The organism is Pseudomonas sp. BN414 (assembly GCF_029871275.1).
Taxonomy (GTDB): Bacteria; Pseudomonadota; Gammaproteobacteria; order Pseudomonadales; family Pseudomonadaceae; genus Metapseudomonas; species Metapseudomonas resinovorans_C.
The window spans coordinates 4591-23479 of sequence record NZ_SSOL01000077.1 but is presented as its reverse complement, the minus strand read 5'-3'; the positions used below and the strand labels follow the sequence as shown (position 1 = coordinate 23479).

The following is an 18889-nucleotide window of genomic DNA, read 5'->3' as shown; positions in this document are numbered from 1 at the left end:
GGCGGTCATGGTGGAGGTGGCCACGGCGGAGGTGGCGGTGGTCATGGTGGGGGTGGCCACGGCGGGGGTGGCGGCCATGGAGGAAATGGCAGTGGTGGTGGTCATGGCGGCGATGGTGGTGGACACGGCGGCTCTAGCCATGGAGGGGATAGCGCGGGGCGCGGCAGCGACAGTGGACACGGTGGCGCAACCAGTGGGCGTGGTGACGATCACGGTGCTAGTCATGAGGCAGGCGGACCTCATGGTGTGGGGCACAGTGCCGACGATGGACCAGGGCATGACGTAGGCGAAGCCCACGGTGTGGGTCATGGAGCTGATGATGGGGCCGACCATGATGTCGGCGATGATCATGGCGGGCGTGCGACCGGCGAGCCCGGAGATGATCGAGGCGGAGCCTGAGCGGCGCCTGCCGCCCCAGGAACCTCGGAAGCTTTCCGAGGTTCCTGGGGCCTTCCGGCCACCTTGCCAGCCACACTCAATCAATCCTGGTCCAGCAGATCGATGATCGGGCAGCACGTATCACTGCTATTCGCATCACACTGGTGAATCAGTTCATTCAGGGCTTGATGCAAAGCTGTCAGGACGGCCAGTTTCGCTTCGATAAGCTGTACCTTGTGAATAGCCATGGACCTAACCGCCGGACAACAGCTGCCGTCGGCCAGCTGGAGGAGATCGCTGATCTCCGCCAAGGTGAACCCCAGTGCCTGGGCCCGCTTGATGAAGCGCAGCCGCTTGACGTGGCCGGGTGCATAGCGCCGCTGACCACCCAGTGCTTTGCTTGGCTGTTCTAAGAGGCCCTGACGCTGGTAGTAGCGGACCGTTTCAACCCCAACATCTGCCATCGCCGCCAACTGGCCAATACAGAGTCGCTCGGCCATAACAACCTTTTGAATCCGTACTTGGATACAGGATTAAGAGTAGATAGGTACGGAATCTCCAGGCAATTGCCATGGTAGTCATCACAGTAACCCGCGCGTTGTTTGCCAGCCTGCTGGCCGGGATGGCCGCCTCGGTGTGCTGCTATGCGCCAGTCGCATTTATGGCCCTGGGGGTGGGTAGCGGTGCCTGGGCGCTGAACTTGGCCCAGGTGTCGCCCTATCGTCCCGTGCTGGTCAGTTTGACCTTGCTCTCTCTCGGCTTCGCACTCACTCGCCTCTATTTGGTTCCGCCCTACGTGGTGAACGGGGCAGCGGCCCAACGCCGCGCACTCGCACGGCAACGACAGTGTTTCTGGTGGACGGCAACCCTTGTGCTCGGCGCGCTGGCAGCGCCATGGTTAGCGTCGCTGCTTCGCTGAGCACGGCAATTTTTCCAGCCTACTCGAATGTAAAACTGACCTGATTTACTAGACAGATCCGAGGATCTGTTTCTGGCCGTTAGCAGCCTATGCTGAACGGCAGCTATTGGCCGATTCTGTTGAAAAAGTAGCTGCCGCCCCATGCCGCCGGCAAAATCACGCGCTCAGCGAGCGTGGGGGCAGGCAGCATGATGGGGCAGTTACCGGGAGGACAGGCGCGCCTGTTTTACTCGTTCAATCTGGAAGAGCACGTCCCGCCCCAACACCTCCTGCGCAGCATCGATCAATGCCTGGATCTCAGCGACCTGCGTGCTCACTTGGCTGACTTCTACAGCCCCATCGGACGCCCCTCGATTGATCCGGAGTTGATGGTGCGCATGCTGGTCGTTGGCTACTGCTACGGCATCCGTTCCGAGCGGCGGTTGCGCGAGGAGGTGCACCTGAACCTGGCCTACCGCTGGTTCTGCCGGCTGGGCCTGGAAGACGAAGTACCCAATCACTCGACCTTCTCGAAGAATCGCCACGGCCGCTTCCGTGACAGCGGCCTGTTCCGCTAGTTGTTCAATGAGGTGCTGCGGCGCTGCATGGCGGCCGGCCTGGTCAAGGGTGAAGGTTTCGCCGTCGACGCCAGCATCATCAAAGCGGATGCCAGCCGGCAACGTGGGGTGGCGGGAGATGACATCGATTGGCGCGATCCGGCGCTCAGCAGCCGCGCCGTACGCGAGTACCTCGAAGCCCTCGATGAGGAAGCACTGGCCGAAGCCCTGCCCAAGAAGATGTCGCTCACCGATCCGCAGTCCCGTTGGACCGCCGCGCCAGGTGGCCCGGCCTACTTTGCCTATGCCACCAACTACCTGATCGACACCGAGCACGGTGTGATCCTGGATGTGGAAGCCACCCCTGCGCATCGGACCGCCGAAGTCGAGTCGACCAGGACGATGGTGGAGCGCGTCGAAGCGCAGTTCGACCTCACGCCGGAACGCCTCATCGGTGATACCGCCTATGGCACTGCCCCGATGCTGGCCTGGATGGTCGAGGAGAAGGACATCGAGCCGAATGTGCCGGTGTGGGACAAGACCGGTCGAAAGGACGACAGCCTCTCCAGTAACGACTTCCACTGGAATCAGGAGGCCAATGAATACCGCTGCCCAGCCGGCAAACCGCTACGCAGTGAATGGCACGCCTTCACCCAGAAAAGATCCCGGGTGACCAAGGCCAACACCATCATCTACCGCTCCAGCCAAACCGACTGCACCACCTGTCCGCTGAAAGCCAAGTGCTGCCCCACCACGCCGAACTGCAAGATCTTCCGCAGTATCCATGAGGCTGCCCGCGACGTGGCGCGACGCATCGCCAAGACACCGGGATACCTCGTCTCTCGTTGTGAACGGAAGAAGGTGGAGATGCTGTTCGCCCACCTCAAACGGATAATGAAACTCGACCGTTTACGACTGCGTGGCCTGACGGGTGCGACTGACGAATTCACCTTAGCGGCGACGGTGCAAAACCTGCGACGCATGGCCAAGCTCATGCCTCACGGGCCACCCATCACGGGATAGGTACGCCTGCGGAGAGCAGAAACCCTCGAGTTAACCCGCAAACCTGAGCCCGGACGCTCAGTGAAACGCCGAAAGGCAACTTGGAGTGGCTTGCAGCCACTTCGAAAGCTGGCGCACCTGGCCGACTGGCTGCCGCAGAACCGCCTTTTTCAACAGAATCGACCGAAAGCAGCCGATTCCGGCGTCCGTTTTAGAGGCCGGAGTTGTTAGTGCGAGGGGTGCGACTGGCCAATTTCTGAAGCAGTTCGTCGCTGCTGCAGAGTCGGCCACTCTCTATGTCTTTGTCACCCATGCTGAGCAGTTTCACCAGTGCGATTGCCTCGTGGGTTTGTTGATACTGCTCGTAGGACTGAACGACCATCGTGGGAAGGCCGTTCTGGGTGATGCAAAGCGGTTCGTCGAGATCCAGTGTTGCTGCGTGCTGCTTGAGGTAGCTGATCGTTTGGATACGCATTTGCAGAGCTCCCGCGAAAGCAAACTGAAGCCTGAAAATAGACGGAATTTCAATCCACGGCGCGCTCAACTGACAGCAGGATCTCTGGATGGCCCCGTTGCTGGGGGCCATTGGCAGCATGGCGATGGCCGTTTTCTTTAGCTGTTAAGGCTGGTTTAGCTGGACAGCTAATCATGCGTTTTTAGCTAACGATTAGGGCGAATGACTAGACTTGCTGGCAGCGAATCAGTCGGTCAATTGGGCCTTGCCGACCAGAAGCGGTTGGGGCTAGGACCACGCGAGTGAGATCTCGCTGTGGGGTTCTAGGGGCCCCAGAGAAGCAACTGCCAGACCGGCGATGTTGCGCTATCAAGATTCCAACTTGGCATTCAGAACTGAACCACCCTTTGTACGGTAACCAGGAAGGAACCTGGGTCCTTTAGCGACTACTGGAAGGGCTCGGCGCATCCCTACCTCGACGAGATTAGCGGATGCGTTCAGCCCAGACCGATTCGTCATCATCGATATTGATGAGCTTTCCATCGCAAGCCACGATGTCCGTGGTGGGTAACCAAAGGCTGGAGTCGACAGTGTCGACATCGTCTACGAGCCAGACGGAACCGTCCTCGAGAGTGACTACCTCGCCGTTGCCTTCAACGGAGTTGATCCAGTGGTCGGCCTCACAGCCGGATGTGTAGCGCGGGGCGTACCCGACACGGGGCTTCCCAAGGGACGCTGCTGGCTGTGCCTCCCGCACGCGGGTCTCAGCCGCGGCAACCTGTTTCGCCTCATCTAGGGTGAGTTTCGCGTTGTTGCACAAGGTGGGGAATTGTCCGGTCAGGCAGATGCGAAGGTTCTCAGCATGCTCGGCGTTCTCAACCTGCTTCGCCTCGGCCGGATTGAGCATTGCCCTGTTGCAGAGGTTGGGAAATTGCCCAGTTAGGCAAGTGCGAAGGTTTGCATCATGCTCGGCAGTGGCAACCTGCTTGGCCTCGGCCGCTGAGAGCGTCGCTCTGTTGCAGAGGCTAGGGAACTGTCCAGTAAGACAGGTGCGAAGGTTTGCACCATGCTCCGCCTGATCTACCGCCTGACGTTCAGATGATGACAGCCACTCATGGCGGCAGAGATTCGGGAACTGCCCAGAAAGACAAGTGGCGAGATTCTGGGCCCGTTGCTGGTCGGTCTCGGCGATTGAGCCAGGGCTCACGAGCATGGTCGCAAGCGCAATAGACAGGTGGCGAAGGATGGGGAGTCGGTACCACATGTATTGGCTCCTACAGAGAACTGCCGTCTGCGGAAGCACGCCCCCCGCCTTGATCCCGCTTATTGGCATCGTAGGGTGAAGCCCGTGTGGCATGCTGATCCAAATCATGAGATTTTGCTCACTTCCAGCACAGATGACGAACGGCGGGAGCCGCAATTGCGCGAGGGGCAATCCCGCCCCAGACGCGAATTTTGGCGGGCTATACGTTGCGGTGATGAGCTCCTGCCGAACTTCGGAGCTTATGTTCCAGAGTCACTGTGGGGTCCTTCTGAGAGGTGATTCGAGCGTCCAAGTCGAAGCCATGGCTTTCAGCGAAGGCCCGCTGGAATTAGGGATCAAGAAGTGACAGCTAAGTGGAACCGCGCCTACTAATAGATCGATGCTCATGGCAATGCCATACCGGCCTGGTGCGATAGGCCCTAGACAGGGCCTGCTGCTCAAATCAGTATTAAGCGACGTAACCGATTGAGAGAAGAGTTTCCCTAAAACTCAATAAGCTTCAGACAAGGCCGTGCGGAAGGGCACCTATTGGCATGTATTTATGGTGTAATAGTCACACCATTTTCGAAGAACAAGGTCGAAATTACATGTCGAAACTCGCTGAATTTAAGGCTCTGGAAGCGCAGCTGGCAGAACAGTTGAAGCAACTGGATGCACTGAAGAACGATGACGGCCTCAAGCGTGAGATCGAGTTCGAAAGTAAGCTACGCGCTCTGATGGCTGAATATGGCATGAGCCTCCGCAGCATCATCAACCTACTAGACCCTCAACCGGTTTCTAAGTCTGAGCAAAAGCCGACTGTCAATCGTCGCGAACGCCAAGTCAAGAGCTACAAGAATCCACATTCGGGCGAAGTCGTTCAGACGAAGGGCGGCAACCACAAAGTGCTGAAAGCATGGAAGGCTGAATTTGGTTCAGATGTAGTAGAAGGTTGGCTGCAGTAACCACCCACGCCCACAGAGTTTTCTCAAAGCTAAGCCGCTCCTAGAGCGGCTTTTTATTTCAGCCACAGTCACCAGTTTGGCCGGAAACAATTGAAAGGCTTCGCCACTTGGTCGGCTGAGGAAAAGGCGCCCTCGCGTAGGCTTGCGAGGTTTCCTAGCTCACCTCTACCTACGTACGGCCCTCTGCTCAGGCGCGGCAGCTCTCAGATCCAAGTTGCTTGCCAGGGGTAACGCCTGAGGTTCTTCGCAAAGGCGCGCTTGGTCGCCTTAGGTAGAAACTGCGCTAGGGATAAGCTACGTTGAAAGCTGACCATAACCTCCACGCCTCGGGCGGGAACTTTCCCGTACTGCGCACCAGAGGGTTTATTATTTGCCGTAATGAATAAGTTCCGATGAGGAGGTAGTCATATGACAGTGCCTCATGAACGCACACGAGCGGTCATACAGACCGGAGAATTTCTAAAGCAGTTAGAAGGGGACTCATCGATCAGCGAAGAGATGCGCTGCATGGCGTCTCAGTTGTTAAGGCATTACCCAACTCGGGGCGAGGTACTTTTACAGGGAGCATTCGAAGAACACCTTTCGAAAAAATTTATAATCTCTCCTTTTTTTAGTTCAACACTATCTTACCAGCACCCTGACATTAGCCTAAAACACCGCAGCTTGCGTAGCCTTTGCAAAAGAATGGCAGCCCTCTTAGTGAGCCATTGTAGATAGCCTCATCTTTCAATCAAGAATCCTCAATTACCACAGTTGAGCCCCGGACATCCGACAAGAATTCAACTATCCTAACAATTAACAGGCTCGCCCAACTCACTTCGGCTGTACCATGTATGCAAGAATATTCGGAGCCTAGTTTAGAAGCATGCGAGGACAGAAAAATAGCATGAACGCTCAGGGCACTCGACCTGGCATGACCCAATGATTATCGACTCCAAGTGAACGAAAATATTCTATCGAAATAGAGTCACCCTCACAGAGAGCATTCACTGTTACCCCAAGGTAACCTAGGATTCCTGATACATATCTATAATTCATGCCAGATGCCTCTATAAAGCGCACCTTATTCACTGATTCACCCTGCAACCTAAGTTCACTCGCAGTCCAGAGAATCCTTTTCAAACGATAGTAGTCCACACTCTCGACCAATTGATTTAGCAACTTATAGGAAGATTCATACCTGCGCAATATCGAAAGTTCATCATCAACGTTACAGCCTCTGAGTAGCACCGCCTTTGACAGGCGCTTTGGAAATCCACCTTCCGCTCGCACTGCCAATGCATTATTGAATATGATCTCGCGGAGCTTCCCATCATCCAAATGCACACGATAAGAGCTTCCTAATTTGTCCTTTCCAGAATTATCAGCCTCAAACTCCCCAGCATACGAATAAAACTTATCAGCCTCCTCAAACAATCCAAAACAAATAAGCAAAAACCTAACAAGAGGAAATTTACCCATGCGACTTTTACCAATACTCACAACCCTTTGCGACGAACCAGCACCATCTATGCCATCGACAAAGCCAACTCCATACCGCTCTACCAGAGCAAAATAAAAGTCATTCAACGAAACCTTATTAACTCGATTTCCGTACAGCTCAGAATATTTTTTTACAACCAACCTATACATATTATCAAGAGAAAGTTCGCCGCCACGGATCAACAAATCGTGGGCAAATAATGCAAGCTCTCGTTCACCCGGGCCAGATGAACTTGAGGCAGCCTCAAGAATCGACGTGCCGCAACTGCAGTCGTCAGATAGATTTGGCAATGCCTTCCTCTCTGAGTGAAACTTCAACCCACAGCCCTGGCATTGATCAATCAAATCCACCCCATGCTTCCAACATACTCTCACCCCAGGAATTTGGTGAGACCTGTGCCAATATACAACTCCAAACTCCTCTAAATCGGAGACTGCACATACCTGGCAAATCTTCGTCATTGCATCGGAACCGGCCCGATGTCTATTACTTCCCACAGCATTGACAGCAAGGACTTTGTACAACGGCTCCAATGTTAGATTACAAAATTTCGTTCGTACATTATGCGGCACAATAGCATCTTGCATCCCTTTAGACTGAGGCGGAAGAACACAATCAAGAAGCACGTGACGCCTACCAAATATCTGCATAATTGAAGCAGAATATTCAATATTTCCTGAGATTCTATGATACCGCGAAACCACTGACCTAGCGGTCTCATCTGGTAATGGCTCTGGAAAAAAGTAAGCTTTGCCAGTGCTAACCAAAACACCCTCCCAAATTCAGGTTTAAACTTATCCGATATCAGTTCACAGCCTAACTTATGCCTCCCACCCAAAGCCCCCTTCTGCGAGCAAAGTCAGATGTGGACTCCTGCACCGACGCCAATGCAGCTACGCATCTAGGTAAGCGGTTGGCGTAATACAATATATTTCGAGACAATCCAAGCTCTCTTAATATCGTCCCAGCCGTCAATCGAACCGGCAGTCCACCTCTGGACTTTATCAGTTCGGCGATAGAGATAATTAATGCTGATAACTCGATATCGCGCTGCTCCCATTTTGCAACTGAGTAGCCTTTTCTTCGACCAGGTTTATTGGACGCTCCCCGTTGTGTCAACCACTCTCTGTCATGTTTCAGAAGCCACTGGTACGAGCGCCTTTTTGACGAGTATTGATCATCACCTTTCAAATACTCCGCTCGCCGCCGGTCTACTTCGAGCTGAGTAATTTCCTTCCTAGGATAGTTCCGCTTATTCTTTGCTGATGGCCTATCAATCACACTATCAACGGAGGAAAGCTCTTGCCTGAAAACCAGACTTTCTTCGGCAATACTAATCCCAAGAATCTCCCACAAGACCAAATACTCTAGCGGGTAGCGGTAACGATACGGAGCTCTTAATACTTCCAGAATCCACGTAGGAAGCGCGCCAGTTACAGCAGGATGGAGAAATTGAAACTCGTAACCATGAGGCACAGATTCGAAAAATTCAGATACCCTACGTGCAAGTTTTTTAGAGCTCACACAACCTTTAAAAATAAGACCAAGGCACTCGCACGCACGCCTGGTTAAATCATGCGCGTAGCTCAGAGAAAAAAGTTCGGTATCACTGAAAAGAAGAGTTGACGAATTTTCTGAAACAGAAGAGAGAAATCCCCAGAAGCCTTCAACATCAATTCCCTTACTAGCGTCAGCTAAGCAGGAGTCATCTGGTAAGAACAGGCGACGTTGATCCTTGGCCAGCCAAATCCCGTCGACGCATACAAGAGGTTGTTTGTGCATCGGACAAATCCACACGCCCGGCAACTGATGTACTCGGTGCCAATAGGACTGTCCCCACGTACAAAGGTCCTCTGCACCACATTGAGAGCAGTAGCGTGGTAGAGCCTGTCCTCGTACGTGTGCATACCCCAATCCTTGACCTCCACCACTGCGCCGCAAGCCCCCCTTAATTCGCTCGTGCCAAATATCAACTTGAGTTCCTAGCAAAAAGCGCCTTATATAATTATACGCAGTATGGAATTGAATTAAATTCTCTACAGAATAAACTTCAACGCCTTGCGCGCGATCGGAAAACTTTTTCAAAAATGAGGGAGTATCATGAAACGCATTGCACGTCATTTCACCAGTGAGTTCTTCTAAGCTGCGCCTATAACTACCATGGCCAGAAAGCTTATGATAACGAGAAAAAATGCTATGCAAAGTTTCGTCGGGGAATGGTGCGGGCAACCACCTCAGACACCGCCCAACGTCTTTGCCAGACATAAATCTAATCAAACTCCTCAAGATCATTAACAACTAGCCCACGAGCCTTGAAGTCTTCCAGAGGTGTATCACTCCCCCTCTTTACCGAATGATCCCTAGTAGACGAACTAGCAGATAGGGAACCCTGTTCTACTAACGACTCAGGCGCCCCGAGGTTTCTAACAACACTCAGAAGTTCGCGTCCAGAGGGTACCCATGCCATCATTGTATTAATTTGCTCATCCGTGGGCAGTAGGTCCTCAAAACAGAGCATCTTCCTTGGATCATTACTCCTCAGTGCATCTAACGCGGGCTCAAGAATTTTCATCCTATTGCTCGCCACATGACGCAGAACGTCCTCGCTGAGGCTATTTACTCCATTTTGGATGGCGTACCTCTGGCTCAACACCAATAACTTAATCAAAAAATCTACCACCCCCTGTGTTAGGTCATAAAGAACACTACAGATATTTTCTGTTAGAGCGGTCGGGGTGGGGAGCCATTGGTACTCCCAGACTTTGTCCAGCAGAAGTTCGCGCCATACGGGATCGTCCCTTTCAAACCGATCAAACCTGAAGCAGTTTCCGGAAAATCTGCGCGCTATACGCATCTCCTTACTGAAAAGACTCAGCATTGAGTTATTCCCAATTACTACGATTGGAATTCCAACGGTATTAACAAGCGTGACAAAGAAACTCAGCATCTTCTCTGCGCCACCAGCCTTGGCGCGGTTTAGATTTTGCAGTTCATCAATAAACAAGGCTCCCACATAGAAGGTACTTGCGACAAGCTTCATCCCGCGGACCATGTAATCGATTGAACTTCTTTTGCTGTACATTTCCCCATAATGAGGTTCGCCTAGCGCCTCATCAACAGCATCAAAGAAAGAAAGACAAAGACCCTTCAGGGTTCCATCGAACGGACAATCCATATGTAAATATACAATTTGTGCATTAAAAAACGATCTATCATGGTACTGCCTGTGGAAGATCACCTGCGGGTACTCGGAAAGTAGCATCTTCAATGCAGTAGTTTTCCCCATTCCGCTTAGTCCAACTATTGTGATGGTGGATGCAGTAGATCTTAATGGACTGGCGTCCTCCTTTCCGGTCGACACCGCATTCAAGTGTCTAGTAGTCAAAGCGCAAATTGGATTTCTGCCGACGTAGCCACGTCTAATCAATTCGGAGATAGCTTGAGCCAGATCGATATGTAACGGCAAACCTACTGTCAGATCATATAGACGCTGCATACAATGAAGGCGCAGGTGCCCTTCCATATTCCGTTCTTCCAGCGGTAATACAGGGTAGTTGCCAAGTGAAAGTGCTACATCTTCCATACTTCTAATCGGAGGAAGAGCCTCGATTAGAGGATTCCCCTGATATTCAGGAATCGGGGATGCTAGATATGTAGCCGATACGCGAGCAATAGACATTTAGGTCTGACCTCTCTTAAGCAAGTCGATAGCTCTCCTTACCGAAAGGTTTACTACGTTTGAAGCTCCGATCTTTGAAGGAGACTCCTGGCGCTCATCTGCCCGCAGTCCTTCAGGAACCAGGGTATTCTCACGTTCCAGAAGCATTTCAGCTTTTCTATTAGCCGAAATATTCGAAGTTCGTTCAGCCTTTGTTTTTGGTTTCGTGCTTCTTTTCTTCGCCGAGGCCGCCGCCTTCACAACTTGATCATTAAAATAATCCAGCTTAACCTGCTCATTTAGCTTTGACTCTCGCTGCTCGGCGCTAACCGACTTATAAACCGCAAACATATCTACAACTTCTTCAACCCTAAAGCCTTTGAACCTATTATCGCTAGGCACCAAAGTACAACGAACAAACTCCCCATCAGTATTTTTTATCCAAACATGCCAACTGCAGTTCGGATCATACCAAGCAGTAACGCTAGTCACACCTTTGCTTCTGGCTCTCTCTAACCATTGCTGCTCGATAGCCAAATTGCAGATGTAGCGCATCCCGTTAACTTCTATGCCGCCAGCTTTAATTTTCGCCTCGCTCCGGGGCAATAGATTAAGATATATAAGCTGTGCAGGTAGACGTTTTGAGTCAATCCTCTGATTCCTCAGCGACCATGACCATATACTTATTGGCGTTGGCTCAACTTCTGCGCCTATCATTTCATTTGTGAGAAGGATAGGATTTCTGAAGGTCTTATTATGAAATAGTGCGGCCCTGATAATTATCCTAGTAAATTCTCTTAGAGTCAGAGTTGCATCCTGTCGATAGTCTCTCTCTCCCCGTTCCCGCTCATTCGCTCTCCCGAGAACAGCACCGGGAATCCAGTGAATTGATATATTGTTGTTCACAATACGGAAATATTGCTCAACTACCGCCTTCCAGTCTGGTCGGAATGGCGGAGCAACTGCTATATCAACACCAAGGCCATCCACAATCCCCTGAGCAGCCTCACCGTTAAGTTCACCGCGATCCACTAGTATTTCATATGGAAGATGGTGACATGGCCACTCTTCTGGTTCGATACTGATTCCGTACTCCGCACAGAATGTCTGTTTATCTGTAAACGCGTTGTAAAGAGCGTGTCTTGCACTGTTCCAACTTGGCCCTTCGAGAGCAACATGTAAACCAACCACCATGCGTGAACATGTATCAATCACCGCATATATAACTGGCCTACCAATTACCCAGCTTCTGTTGAACTCACTAACAAGGTAGATGTCACCGATCGTTGCATCTACCTCGTACCGATGCCCAGGGCCATGCAGATTATCCTGCGCCCTGCCACGAAGTGCGCGCATATCCTTCTGCCAAATTTTTTCTGACACTCGTCCTTTTTGCACATCTACATCAGAGAATAGCTTGCCTCCCCAATATTTAAACTGGTTATATGTAGGCTTCTTTCCCAACGGATAAATCTCAATACCTGGATCGTCATCAGAATACTCGGCATCAGACTCCACACATCGGTATGAGTAAAATTTTGCGAGCATCATTCTGTATGCTCTGGCCAGCTTTATCTTCCCATTTTTTGCATACAGTGAATAACCTATCCGAATACACTTCAGATCCGAATCATTTAAATCTTTTGCTTCTGTCGGAATCTTTAATCCGAGGTGAACTCTCGGCCGCCCCTGAACCTTACCCTGCCGGCTAATCTTTCGTTTCCCAGGAGCCCCGGCATTCGTACGGTTTTGTAGCAGAGCATTTCTTGTTTGGCCGTAGAACCAATATCGAAATATTAATCTATACACTTGCGACTTGTGACACCCAAGTTTTTCAACCTGTTCATTCACCAGGCGCGAAAAGACCTCGCCATAAAATATCCCGCCTCGACGACTTTCCAACGCCAGCGGCTCAATGAGGTTCCAGTTGAAATCTCGCTGAGAAACCTCATCTATTGAGAGCTGGCTCTCCTCTCGGACCATGAAAGCTGGGACAGTTTCTAACGCTACTCTCGCCGCCCCAGTCTCTAACCATTCAGCCAGGATCGAAAACTTGATCTGAGATGGTTTCCTCATTGGTTTTTCCAGCATCATCAAGTAGATGCTATCTGCCTTATCGTCTATCCACAGGACTCTGGCCATACAACGCAGATCAGGTATTTCAATCAGGGGTTCTATAATATCGTTTACCATTACGTTCATGCGCCGGCCTCCAAGTAGGTCTTTTCATTGCGCACAGCCGTCAAATCAAATTCAAACTCCGGAAGATCTAACGACCAACTTAATAACTCTGATTTCAGATCAGTTTTTATAATTTTCTCCCACAAGAGGTTCAGGTATATCCGTCTACAGCCCACTAGCGGAACAAAAACCTTTTTACTGACATGTTTCAACGCTTGATCTATTGTCCAGTCACGATCCAAACACTCGCTTAGCTCATGTAGAAATCTTCTCTGAATGACGTAGCTCTTTAGTTCAGGCTCGACAATCGCCCCTCTCTTAATCCATTCGAGATTTCGCGCAAAATAATTCTCGAACAAGACTTCCTTGGTCACTAACTTCCAATCCACCCCTCGACCTTCCCAGAAGACTTGTTCAATTTTAAGTTTTTCATCTATACGTCTAGCTTTCGCACCATACAACTCAGAGTCTTCCTTAACAGTTCGCGCTTTAAGTACCTCTCGACCTGACGAATCCACTTTCGTAATCAGAAAGTCTGTCGTCATTACATAATTCAGCTGTGTCCCTGTGAATTTTGGGTGCGCATATCCTAACGAAAGAGCTGCTGCTTCAGTCTCTTTAGTCGGCAGAAGAGGAAACTGCTCTCTGATATCGACAACAGACTTAGCGAACTCGAGAGTTAAAAAGTAAAAGTATTCGTTTTGGGAGAATAATTGATATATGCGCGGAACCGTCAAACCGAGGGTCTTCTTCGACTGTCCTTTAGATGGGACGTCACGCACGCGGAGCCAAGGCTTGTAATCCAATCCTGCTCCCTGCCCATAACCATCCCGTATCGCGCGATCAATATCGGCTTCGGTCCGGAATCGGCGCCTACTCACTTCGTTACCTCCTATGCCCTCGAGATCAAGCATCCGAGCACAGCAGCACGTCCGTAGAAGGAGCAGTGAGATCACTCGTCCTTGCGGGGCCGAGCTTGAACTGGCCCGGAGCGGATGAGTGGAGAGGTTATCTGTAGGGTTTAACCCTCGTCGGAACCATTTCTCAAATTATATTCCCAATTCTCACAATATATTCCCAATTCTCAAAATATATTCCCAAAAAACAGGGGGGAAGCGAACCGACTAGCCGCCGTTCGACCGCACGATGTCGAAAAAGGTCTCGATGATGCGCCGCGAACCCTGCTCGCGCAGGCACACCAGCGTCTCCGTCATGCGCTGCAGGCAATCGCGGACCGGCAGCACATGCACGTTGGCGCTGGCACCCACCTCGGCCGCCGAAACCAGCCCCACGCCGAGGCCCGCAGCAACCATCTCGAAGGTCGCCTCGCGGCCTTCCACCTCGATGGCCGGGCGAATGGCGATACCGGCGCGGCGCATCTCTTCCTCGAGAATCTGCCGGGTCATGGAACCGCGCTCGCGCAGCACCATCGGCATGTCTTCGAGGTCGGCGAGCACGATGGAGTCCCGCGCGGCCCAGGGATGCGAGTGGGCGACGAAAGCCACCAGTGGGTCACTGCTCAGCACCTGAGTGATCAGGCTGTCGTCTTCGACCACCCGACCGAGCAGCGCGAAGTCCGCCTTGTACTCCTGCAACCGGCGCAGGCACTCGTCGCTATTGCCGGTGACCAGGCTCACGCGGATGCCGGGAAAACGCTCGCAGAAGCGCGCGATATGCCCCAGCAGGTGCACCGGCGAGTCCACCGCCAGGGTCAGGCTGCCGGTTTCCAGCGCCCGCGAGGTGGACAGCAACTCCTCGGCTTCGCCCTCGGCGGCGAACAGCCGCTGGGTGATGGCCAGCAGCCGCTCGCCCAGGTCGGTCAATTGCACCGAGCGTTTGTTGCGGTGGAACAGCAGGATGCCGAAGCGCTCCTCCAGCTTGCGCACCTGGTCGGAAACCGCTGGCTGGCTGAGGAAAAGTGCCTCGGCCGCACGGGTGAAATTGCCGTGCACCGCCACGGCGTGGAAGGCCTTGAGCTGTGCCTGGGAAACCGCCATTCGCCTGCTCCTCGATAAATAAGCTCAACTTATTTTTGAAATACTATAAATCGATTTTTTTTATTTCTAGGGAATTGGTTTTATCTCTCCATCGCAACGCGCCCTCACCAGAACAACGCTGGAGACGACCATGACCAAAGCCGAATTCCCCACCAACACTCAACCGCTGGCGGCCCCCGCCCTCGGCGAGCCCTACCTGCTGACTCCCGGCCCACTGACCACCTCCAAAGCCACCAAGGAAGCCATGCTGCGTGACTGGGGCTCGTGGGATGGCGCCTTCAACCTGGTGACCGCCGAAGTGCGCCAGGAACTGCTGTCGATGGCCGGCGTGCAGGACGACAGCTTCGCCTGCGTGCCCCTGCAAGGTAGCGGCAGCTTCTCGGTGGAAGCCGCCCTCGCCACCGCCATTCCCCGCGATGGCAAGTGCCTGATCCTGATGAATGGTGCTTACGGCCAACGCGCCGCCAAGACCCTCGATTACCTTGGCCGCGCTTACATCACCCTGGACAAGGGCGACTACCTGCCGCCGCAACCGGATGAAGTGGCCGCCCTGCTGAAGGCCAATCCGGACGTCACCAACGTCTTCCTGGTCCACTGCGAAACCAGCTCCGGCATCCTCAACCCGCTGCGCGCAATCGCCGACGTGGTGAAAGCCCACGGCAAGAGCCTGATCGTCGACGCCATGAGCTCCTTCGGCGCCGTACCGCTGACCGTGAATGAAATCGCCTTCGACGTGCTGGTGTCTTCCGCCAATAAATGCATCGAAGGCATCCCAGGCTTCGGCTTCGTGATCATCCGTCGCTCGGTGCTGGAAGCCGCCAAGGGCCGCGCCCACTCCCTCGCCCTGGATATCTACGAGCAGTGGCTCTACATGGAGCGCACCGGCCAGTGGCGCTTCACCCCGCCGACTCACAGCGTGGTGGCCTTCCGCGCGGCGCTGGAACAGCACGCTGCCGAAGGTGGCGTAGCCGGCCGCCTGGCGCGCTACAGCCGCAACCGCGACGTGCTGGTCGCCGGCATGCGCGAGATCGGTTTCAAGACCCTGCTGGAAGACCAGTGGCTGTCGCCGATCATCACCACTTTCTTCAGCCCGGAGCACCCGAACTTCGAGTTCAAGCGCTTCTACGAGGAGCTGAAGGCCCGCAGTTTCGTCATCTACCCCGGCAAGCTGACCGTCGCCGAAAGCTTCCGCATCGGCTGCATCGGCCAGATCGACGAACACATCGTCCGCCAACTGCTGCGCGCCATCGCCGACTCCCTGGAAGCGATGGGCGTGGAGATCGAGCAAACGGCTGCCTAAGTCGAAAGGCCAGCCCATTCCAGGTCACCCACCGTCCTGAGACGGTTCCCGCTGCGGGTAGCGGGGCCGTGGTGCGGTGACCTTTTTCTGAAACATTTCCGTAGTAAACCGACCGCTCGGCCACGCCGGGCAGGAGCCAAGACCAACGCCGAATCTCATCCACCAGCCTGACGCCACGACCGCTGCCATCTGACCAAGGTCGTGCGTTTAGACAGCCCAGCAGCAAAACAACAACAACCTCCCTATTTGCACTGTCCGGCATACCCACACGGGGTCAGAAAACCATGAACAACAACGCAGGCGCCTTGCACAGCGGCTGGAAGTCCCTCCAGCGCTGGCGTGTCCAGATATTCCTCATCACCTGGCTGGCCTACGCCGCCTTCTACTTCACCCGGAAAGCCTTCTCCGTCGCCAAGCTCGGCATTGGCGAAGACCCGAACTTCGAACTCGACAAGGCCGCGATGGCCAACCTCGATGCCCTCTACCTGGCCGCCTACGCCGTGGGTCAGTTCACCTGGGGCATCTTCGCCGACCGTTTCGGTCCACGCGTGGTGGTACTCGGCGGTCTGGTGATTTCGGCCCTGGTAGCCGTTGTCATGGGCACCTTCGCCACCCTGCCGATCTTCGCCACCTGCATGGTGGTCCAGGGTCTGGCGCAGTCCACCGGCTGGTCGGGTCTGTGCAAGAACATCGGGAGCTTCTTCGCCACCGGCGAGCGCGGTCGTGTCCTGGGTTACTGGAGCACCTGCTATGCGTTCGGCGGCCTGGTCGCCACCCCCTTCGCCGGCTGGTGGGCCTACGAGGTGTTCCATGACTGGCGCATGGCGTTCCTCTCCAGCGCCCTGGTGGTGGGCGTCGTCGCGGTGCTGTTCTATTTCCTGCAACGCAACAAGCCCGAAGATGTCGGTCATGCACCGGTCGAAGAGGAAGCCAGCACCAACGGGCCGCGTGAAGGCCACTGGGTCGCCCTGCGCAAGGTGCTGAAAAACCGCACCGTGCTGGTCCTCGGCCTCGCCTACTTCCTGTTGAAGCCAGCGCGCTACGCCATCCTGCTGTGGGGCCCGGTGATCGTCTACGAACGCATGCCGGCCATTGGCAAGGTCGCCTCGGCCATCGTGCCCACCGCCTTCGAGCTGGCTGGCCTGGTGGGTCCGATCCTGATCGGCCTCGCTTCGGACAAGCTCTTCGGTGCCCGCCGCATGCCGGCCTGCGTGTTCAGCCTGATCGCCCTCACCGTGTGCCTGGCGCTGTTCGTCCCGGCCATGCAGAGCGGCAGCCTGTACCTGGTGGTCGGCCTGCTGTTCATGATGGGCATGACCCTTTACGGCCCGGATTCGATGATCAGCAGCTCCGCCGCCATCGACTTCGGTACCCAGGAAGCCGCCGGCACCGCAGCGGGCTTCGTCAACGGCTGCGGCTCGGTGGGCGCCATCCTCGGCGGTCTGCTGCCGGGCTACTTCGACACCAACACCGTATTCGTGGTGTTCACCGCCGCGGCGCTACTGGCCAGCCTGATGCTGGTGCCCTTCTGGAACAGCCGCCCGCAACCCTTGAAAGCGCCGGAAAGCTTCCCGGCAACCGGTCAACCGGCCCTGGCCGGCGCCAAGACCTGAATTCCCTTAGCCACTGCAATCCGCTGGAGTCATCACCATGCATTACAAGCAACCCACCCAACTGCAAGCCGTCATCCTCGACTGGGCCGGCACCGTCGTCGACTTCGGTTCCTTCGCGCCGACCCAGATCTTCGTCGAGGCCTTCGGTGAGTTCGGCGTCGCCGTCTCCCTGGAAGAAGCTCGCGGCCCGATGGGCATGGGCAAGTGGGACCACATCCGCACGCTCTGCGACATCCCGGCCATCGCCGAACGCTACCGCGCCGCCTTCGGCCGCCTGCCCACGGACGATGACGTCACCGCCATCTACGAACGCTTCATGCCGCTGCAGATCGAGAAGATCGGCCTGCACTCGGCGCTGATCCCCGGCGCCCTCGACGCCATCGCCACCCTGCGCGACAAGGGCCTGAAGATCGGCACCTGCTCCGGCTACCCGGCCGTGGTGATGGCCAAGGTGGTGGAGCTGGCCCGCGAGAACGGCTACACGCCGGACTACGTGGTGGCCACCGACGAAGTGCCCAACGGCCGTCCGCACCCGGCGCAGTCCCTGGCCAACGTGATCGCCCTCGGCATCAACGACGTGGCCGCCTGCGTGAAGGTGGACGACACCTGGCCGGGCATCCTCGAAGGCCGCAGCGCCGGCATGTGGACCGTGGCCCTGACCTGCTCGGGCAATGCCCTGGGCCTGACGTACGAACAGTTCAAGGCGCTGCCGAAAGACAAGCTGGACCAGGAGCGTGCGCGCATCGGCCAGATGTTCGAAGGTTCCCGCCCGCATTACCTGATCGACACCATTGCCGAGCTGCCGGCGGTGATCGACGACATCAACAAGCGCCTGGCCCGTGGCGAGATGCCCCAGTCCAGCTGATTGGAAGCGGGGTCAGCCGTCGGCCCCTCCCCCGGCGGGCAAGGATGCCCGCACCTCTCATGAAAAAGCCCGGCCCTCGCAAAGGGGCCGGGCTTTTTTATTTCTGTGAGGGCGAATTTATTCGCCAAGGGATGCGCAGTGTCCCCTGCAAGCCCAAAGGCCGGCCCTGCGGTCCGGTCAGCGATTGAAATCGCCCCCACAAACAAGCAGCAGCCCGCAGCCTCCAGCGGGGCTCGAACCCTGTGGGGGCGAATTCATTCGCGAAGGGAAGCGAAGCATCCCCCTGCAATCTCGA

The 18889-nt window shown here is 54.7% G+C and carries 16 protein-coding genes and 1 pseudogene; 7 read left to right on the top strand and 10 right to left on the bottom strand.

Annotated features, from left to right (window positions below; all coding sequences use genetic code 11):
• Both E8E95_RS25375 and E8E95_RS25370 read right to left on the bottom strand, forming a co-directional pair.
• A partial coding sequence (locus E8E95_RS25375; RefSeq protein ID WP_280354808.1) for a hypothetical protein occupies positions 1-351 on the bottom strand: 351 nt, incomplete at its 3' end.
• A 128-nt stretch (positions 352-479) separates the two neighbouring features.
• On the bottom strand, positions 480-878 hold the full coding sequence (locus tag E8E95_RS25370) for a MerR family DNA-binding protein (RefSeq protein WP_280354806.1): 399 nt from the start codon (positions 876-878) through the stop codon (positions 480-482).
• A 71-nt stretch (positions 879-949) separates the two neighbouring features.
• Between E8E95_RS25370 and E8E95_RS25365 the strand changes: the two genes are divergently transcribed.
• Together E8E95_RS25365 and E8E95_RS25360 are read left to right on the top strand one after the other, a co-directional pair.
• Entirely contained in the window at positions 950-1297 is a 348-nt protein-coding gene (locus tag E8E95_RS25365) for a mercuric transporter MerT family protein (RefSeq protein WP_280354804.1), read from the top strand.
• Positions 1298-1485: 188 nt separating this feature from the next.
• Positions 1486-2856 (top strand): annotated as a pseudogene (locus tag E8E95_RS25360) (IS1182 family transposase).
• A gap of 190 nt (positions 2857-3046) precedes the next feature.
• On the opposite strand, the gene E8E95_RS25355 reads toward E8E95_RS25360, so the two are convergent.
• Both E8E95_RS25355 and E8E95_RS25350 read right to left on the bottom strand, forming a co-directional pair.
• Positions 3047-3310, bottom strand: a complete 264-nt coding sequence (locus E8E95_RS25355; protein ID WP_280354803.1) for a type II toxin-antitoxin system Phd/YefM family antitoxin — start codon at positions 3308-3310, stop codon at positions 3047-3049.
• A 463-nt stretch (positions 3311-3773) separates the two neighbouring features.
• Positions 3774-4553 carry a hypothetical protein gene (locus tag E8E95_RS25350; RefSeq protein ID WP_280354802.1) on the bottom strand — a complete coding sequence of 260 codons (780 nt, stop codon included), beginning with the start codon at positions 4551-4553 and terminating at the stop codon, positions 3774-3776.
• 587 nt (positions 4554-5140) lie between these two features.
• Here E8E95_RS25350 and E8E95_RS25345 point away from each other — a divergent pair.
• Positions 5141-5497, top strand: coding sequence for a histone-like nucleoid-structuring protein, MvaT/MvaU family (locus tag E8E95_RS25345; RefSeq protein WP_280354801.1), 357 nt, complete (start codon positions 5141-5143; stop codon positions 5495-5497).
• Between the two features lie 408 nt (positions 5498-5905).
• Positions 5906-6214: a BPSL0761 family protein gene (locus E8E95_RS30560; protein ID WP_348532600.1), complete on the top strand. Its 309-nt coding sequence runs from the start codon at positions 5906-5908 to the stop codon at positions 6212-6214.
• A 177-nt stretch (positions 6215-6391) separates the two neighbouring features.
• Here E8E95_RS30560 and E8E95_RS25340 read toward each other — a convergent pair whose 3' ends face one another.
• From E8E95_RS25340 to E8E95_RS25315, 6 genes are all read right to left on the bottom strand, one after another.
• Positions 6392-7330 carry a hypothetical protein gene (locus E8E95_RS25340; protein ID WP_280354800.1) on the bottom strand — a complete coding sequence of 313 codons (939 nt, stop codon included), beginning with the start codon at positions 7328-7330 and terminating at the stop codon, positions 6392-6394.
• A 466-nt stretch (positions 7331-7796) separates the two neighbouring features.
• Positions 7797-9245, bottom strand: a complete 1449-nt coding sequence (locus E8E95_RS25335; protein WP_280354799.1) for a TnsD family Tn7-like transposition protein — start codon at positions 9243-9245, stop codon at positions 7797-7799.
• 4 nt (positions 9246-9249) lie between these two features.
• Complete coding sequence (locus tag E8E95_RS25330) at positions 9250-10659, bottom strand: ATP-binding protein (protein WP_280354798.1); 1410 nt, start codon at positions 10657-10659, stop codon at positions 9250-9252.
• On the bottom strand, positions 10660-12840 hold the full coding sequence (locus tag E8E95_RS25325) for a Mu transposase C-terminal domain-containing protein (protein ID WP_280354797.1): 2181 nt from the start codon (positions 12838-12840) through the stop codon (positions 10660-10662).
• The gene (locus tag E8E95_RS25320; RefSeq protein ID WP_280354795.1) at positions 12837-13700 is read right to left on the bottom strand and encodes a TnsA endonuclease N-terminal domain-containing protein; all 864 of its coding nucleotides are present in this window, start codon (positions 13698-13700) and stop codon (positions 12837-12839) included. Before E8E95_RS25320 ends, E8E95_RS25325 begins: the two co-directional genes overlap by 4 nt.
• 243 nt (positions 13701-13943) lie before the next feature.
• Positions 13944-14816, bottom strand: coding sequence for a LysR substrate-binding domain-containing protein (locus E8E95_RS25315; RefSeq protein WP_280354793.1), 873 nt, complete (start codon positions 14814-14816; stop codon positions 13944-13946).
• A gap of 130 nt (positions 14817-14946) precedes the next feature.
• Here E8E95_RS25315 and E8E95_RS25310 point away from each other — a divergent pair, with 130 nt between their 5' ends.
• The 3 genes from E8E95_RS25310 to phnX all read left to right on the top strand — a co-directional run bounded on the left by E8E95_RS25310 (position 14947) and on the right by phnX (position 18594).
• Positions 14947-16116 carry a 2-aminoethylphosphonate--pyruvate transaminase gene (locus E8E95_RS25310; RefSeq protein WP_280354791.1) on the top strand — a complete coding sequence of 390 codons (1170 nt, stop codon included), beginning with the start codon at positions 14947-14949 and terminating at the stop codon, positions 16114-16116.
• Between the two features lie 284 nt (positions 16117-16400).
• Positions 16401-17729, top strand: a complete 1329-nt coding sequence (locus tag E8E95_RS25305; protein WP_280354789.1) for an MFS transporter — start codon at positions 16401-16403, stop codon at positions 17727-17729.
• A gap of 37 nt (positions 17730-17766) precedes the next feature.
• Positions 17767-18594 carry a phosphonoacetaldehyde hydrolase gene (gene phnX / locus E8E95_RS25300; protein WP_280354788.1) on the top strand — a complete coding sequence of 276 codons (828 nt, stop codon included), beginning with the start codon at positions 17767-17769 and terminating at the stop codon, positions 18592-18594.
• Positions 18595-18889: the final 295 nt, after the last annotated feature.

Bases quoted from the DNA above. Each gene is read 5' to 3' on its own strand.
- E8E95_RS25370 (WP_280354806.1), bottom strand. From the start codon at position 878: ATGGCCGAGCGACTCTGTATTGGCCAGTTGGCGGCGATGGCAGATGTT.
- E8E95_RS25365 (WP_280354804.1), top strand. From the start codon at position 950: ATGGTAGTCATCACAGTAACCCGCGCGTTGTTTGCCAGCCTGCTGGCC.
- E8E95_RS25355 (WP_280354803.1), bottom strand. From the start codon at position 3,310: ATGCGTATCCAAACGATCAGCTACCTCAAGCAGCACGCAGCAACACTG.
- E8E95_RS25350 (WP_280354802.1), bottom strand. From the start codon at position 4,553: ATGTGGTACCGACTCCCCATCCTTCGCCACCTGTCTATTGCGCTTGCG.
- E8E95_RS25345 (WP_280354801.1), top strand. From the start codon at position 5,141: ATGTCGAAACTCGCTGAATTTAAGGCTCTGGAAGCGCAGCTGGCAGAA.
- E8E95_RS30560 (WP_348532600.1), top strand. From the start codon at position 5,906: ATGACAGTGCCTCATGAACGCACACGAGCGGTCATACAGACCGGAGAA.
- E8E95_RS25335 (WP_280354799.1), bottom strand. From the start codon at position 9,245: ATGTCTGGCAAAGACGTTGGGCGGTGTCTGAGGTGGTTGCCCGCACCA.
- E8E95_RS25330 (WP_280354798.1), bottom strand. From the start codon at position 10,659: ATGTCTATTGCTCGCGTATCGGCTACATATCTAGCATCCCCGATTCCT.
- E8E95_RS25325 (WP_280354797.1), bottom strand. From the start codon at position 12,840: ATGAACGTAATGGTAAACGATATTATAGAACCCCTGATTGAAATACCT.
- E8E95_RS25315 (WP_280354793.1), bottom strand. From the start codon at position 14,816: ATGGCGGTTTCCCAGGCACAGCTCAAGGCCTTCCACGCCGTGGCGGTG.
- E8E95_RS25310 (WP_280354791.1), top strand. From the start codon at position 14,947: ATGACCAAAGCCGAATTCCCCACCAACACTCAACCGCTGGCGGCCCCC.
- E8E95_RS25305 (WP_280354789.1), top strand. From the start codon at position 16,401: ATGAACAACAACGCAGGCGCCTTGCACAGCGGCTGGAAGTCCCTCCAG.
- phnX (WP_280354788.1), top strand. From the start codon at position 17,767: ATGCATTACAAGCAACCCACCCAACTGCAAGCCGTCATCCTCGACTGG.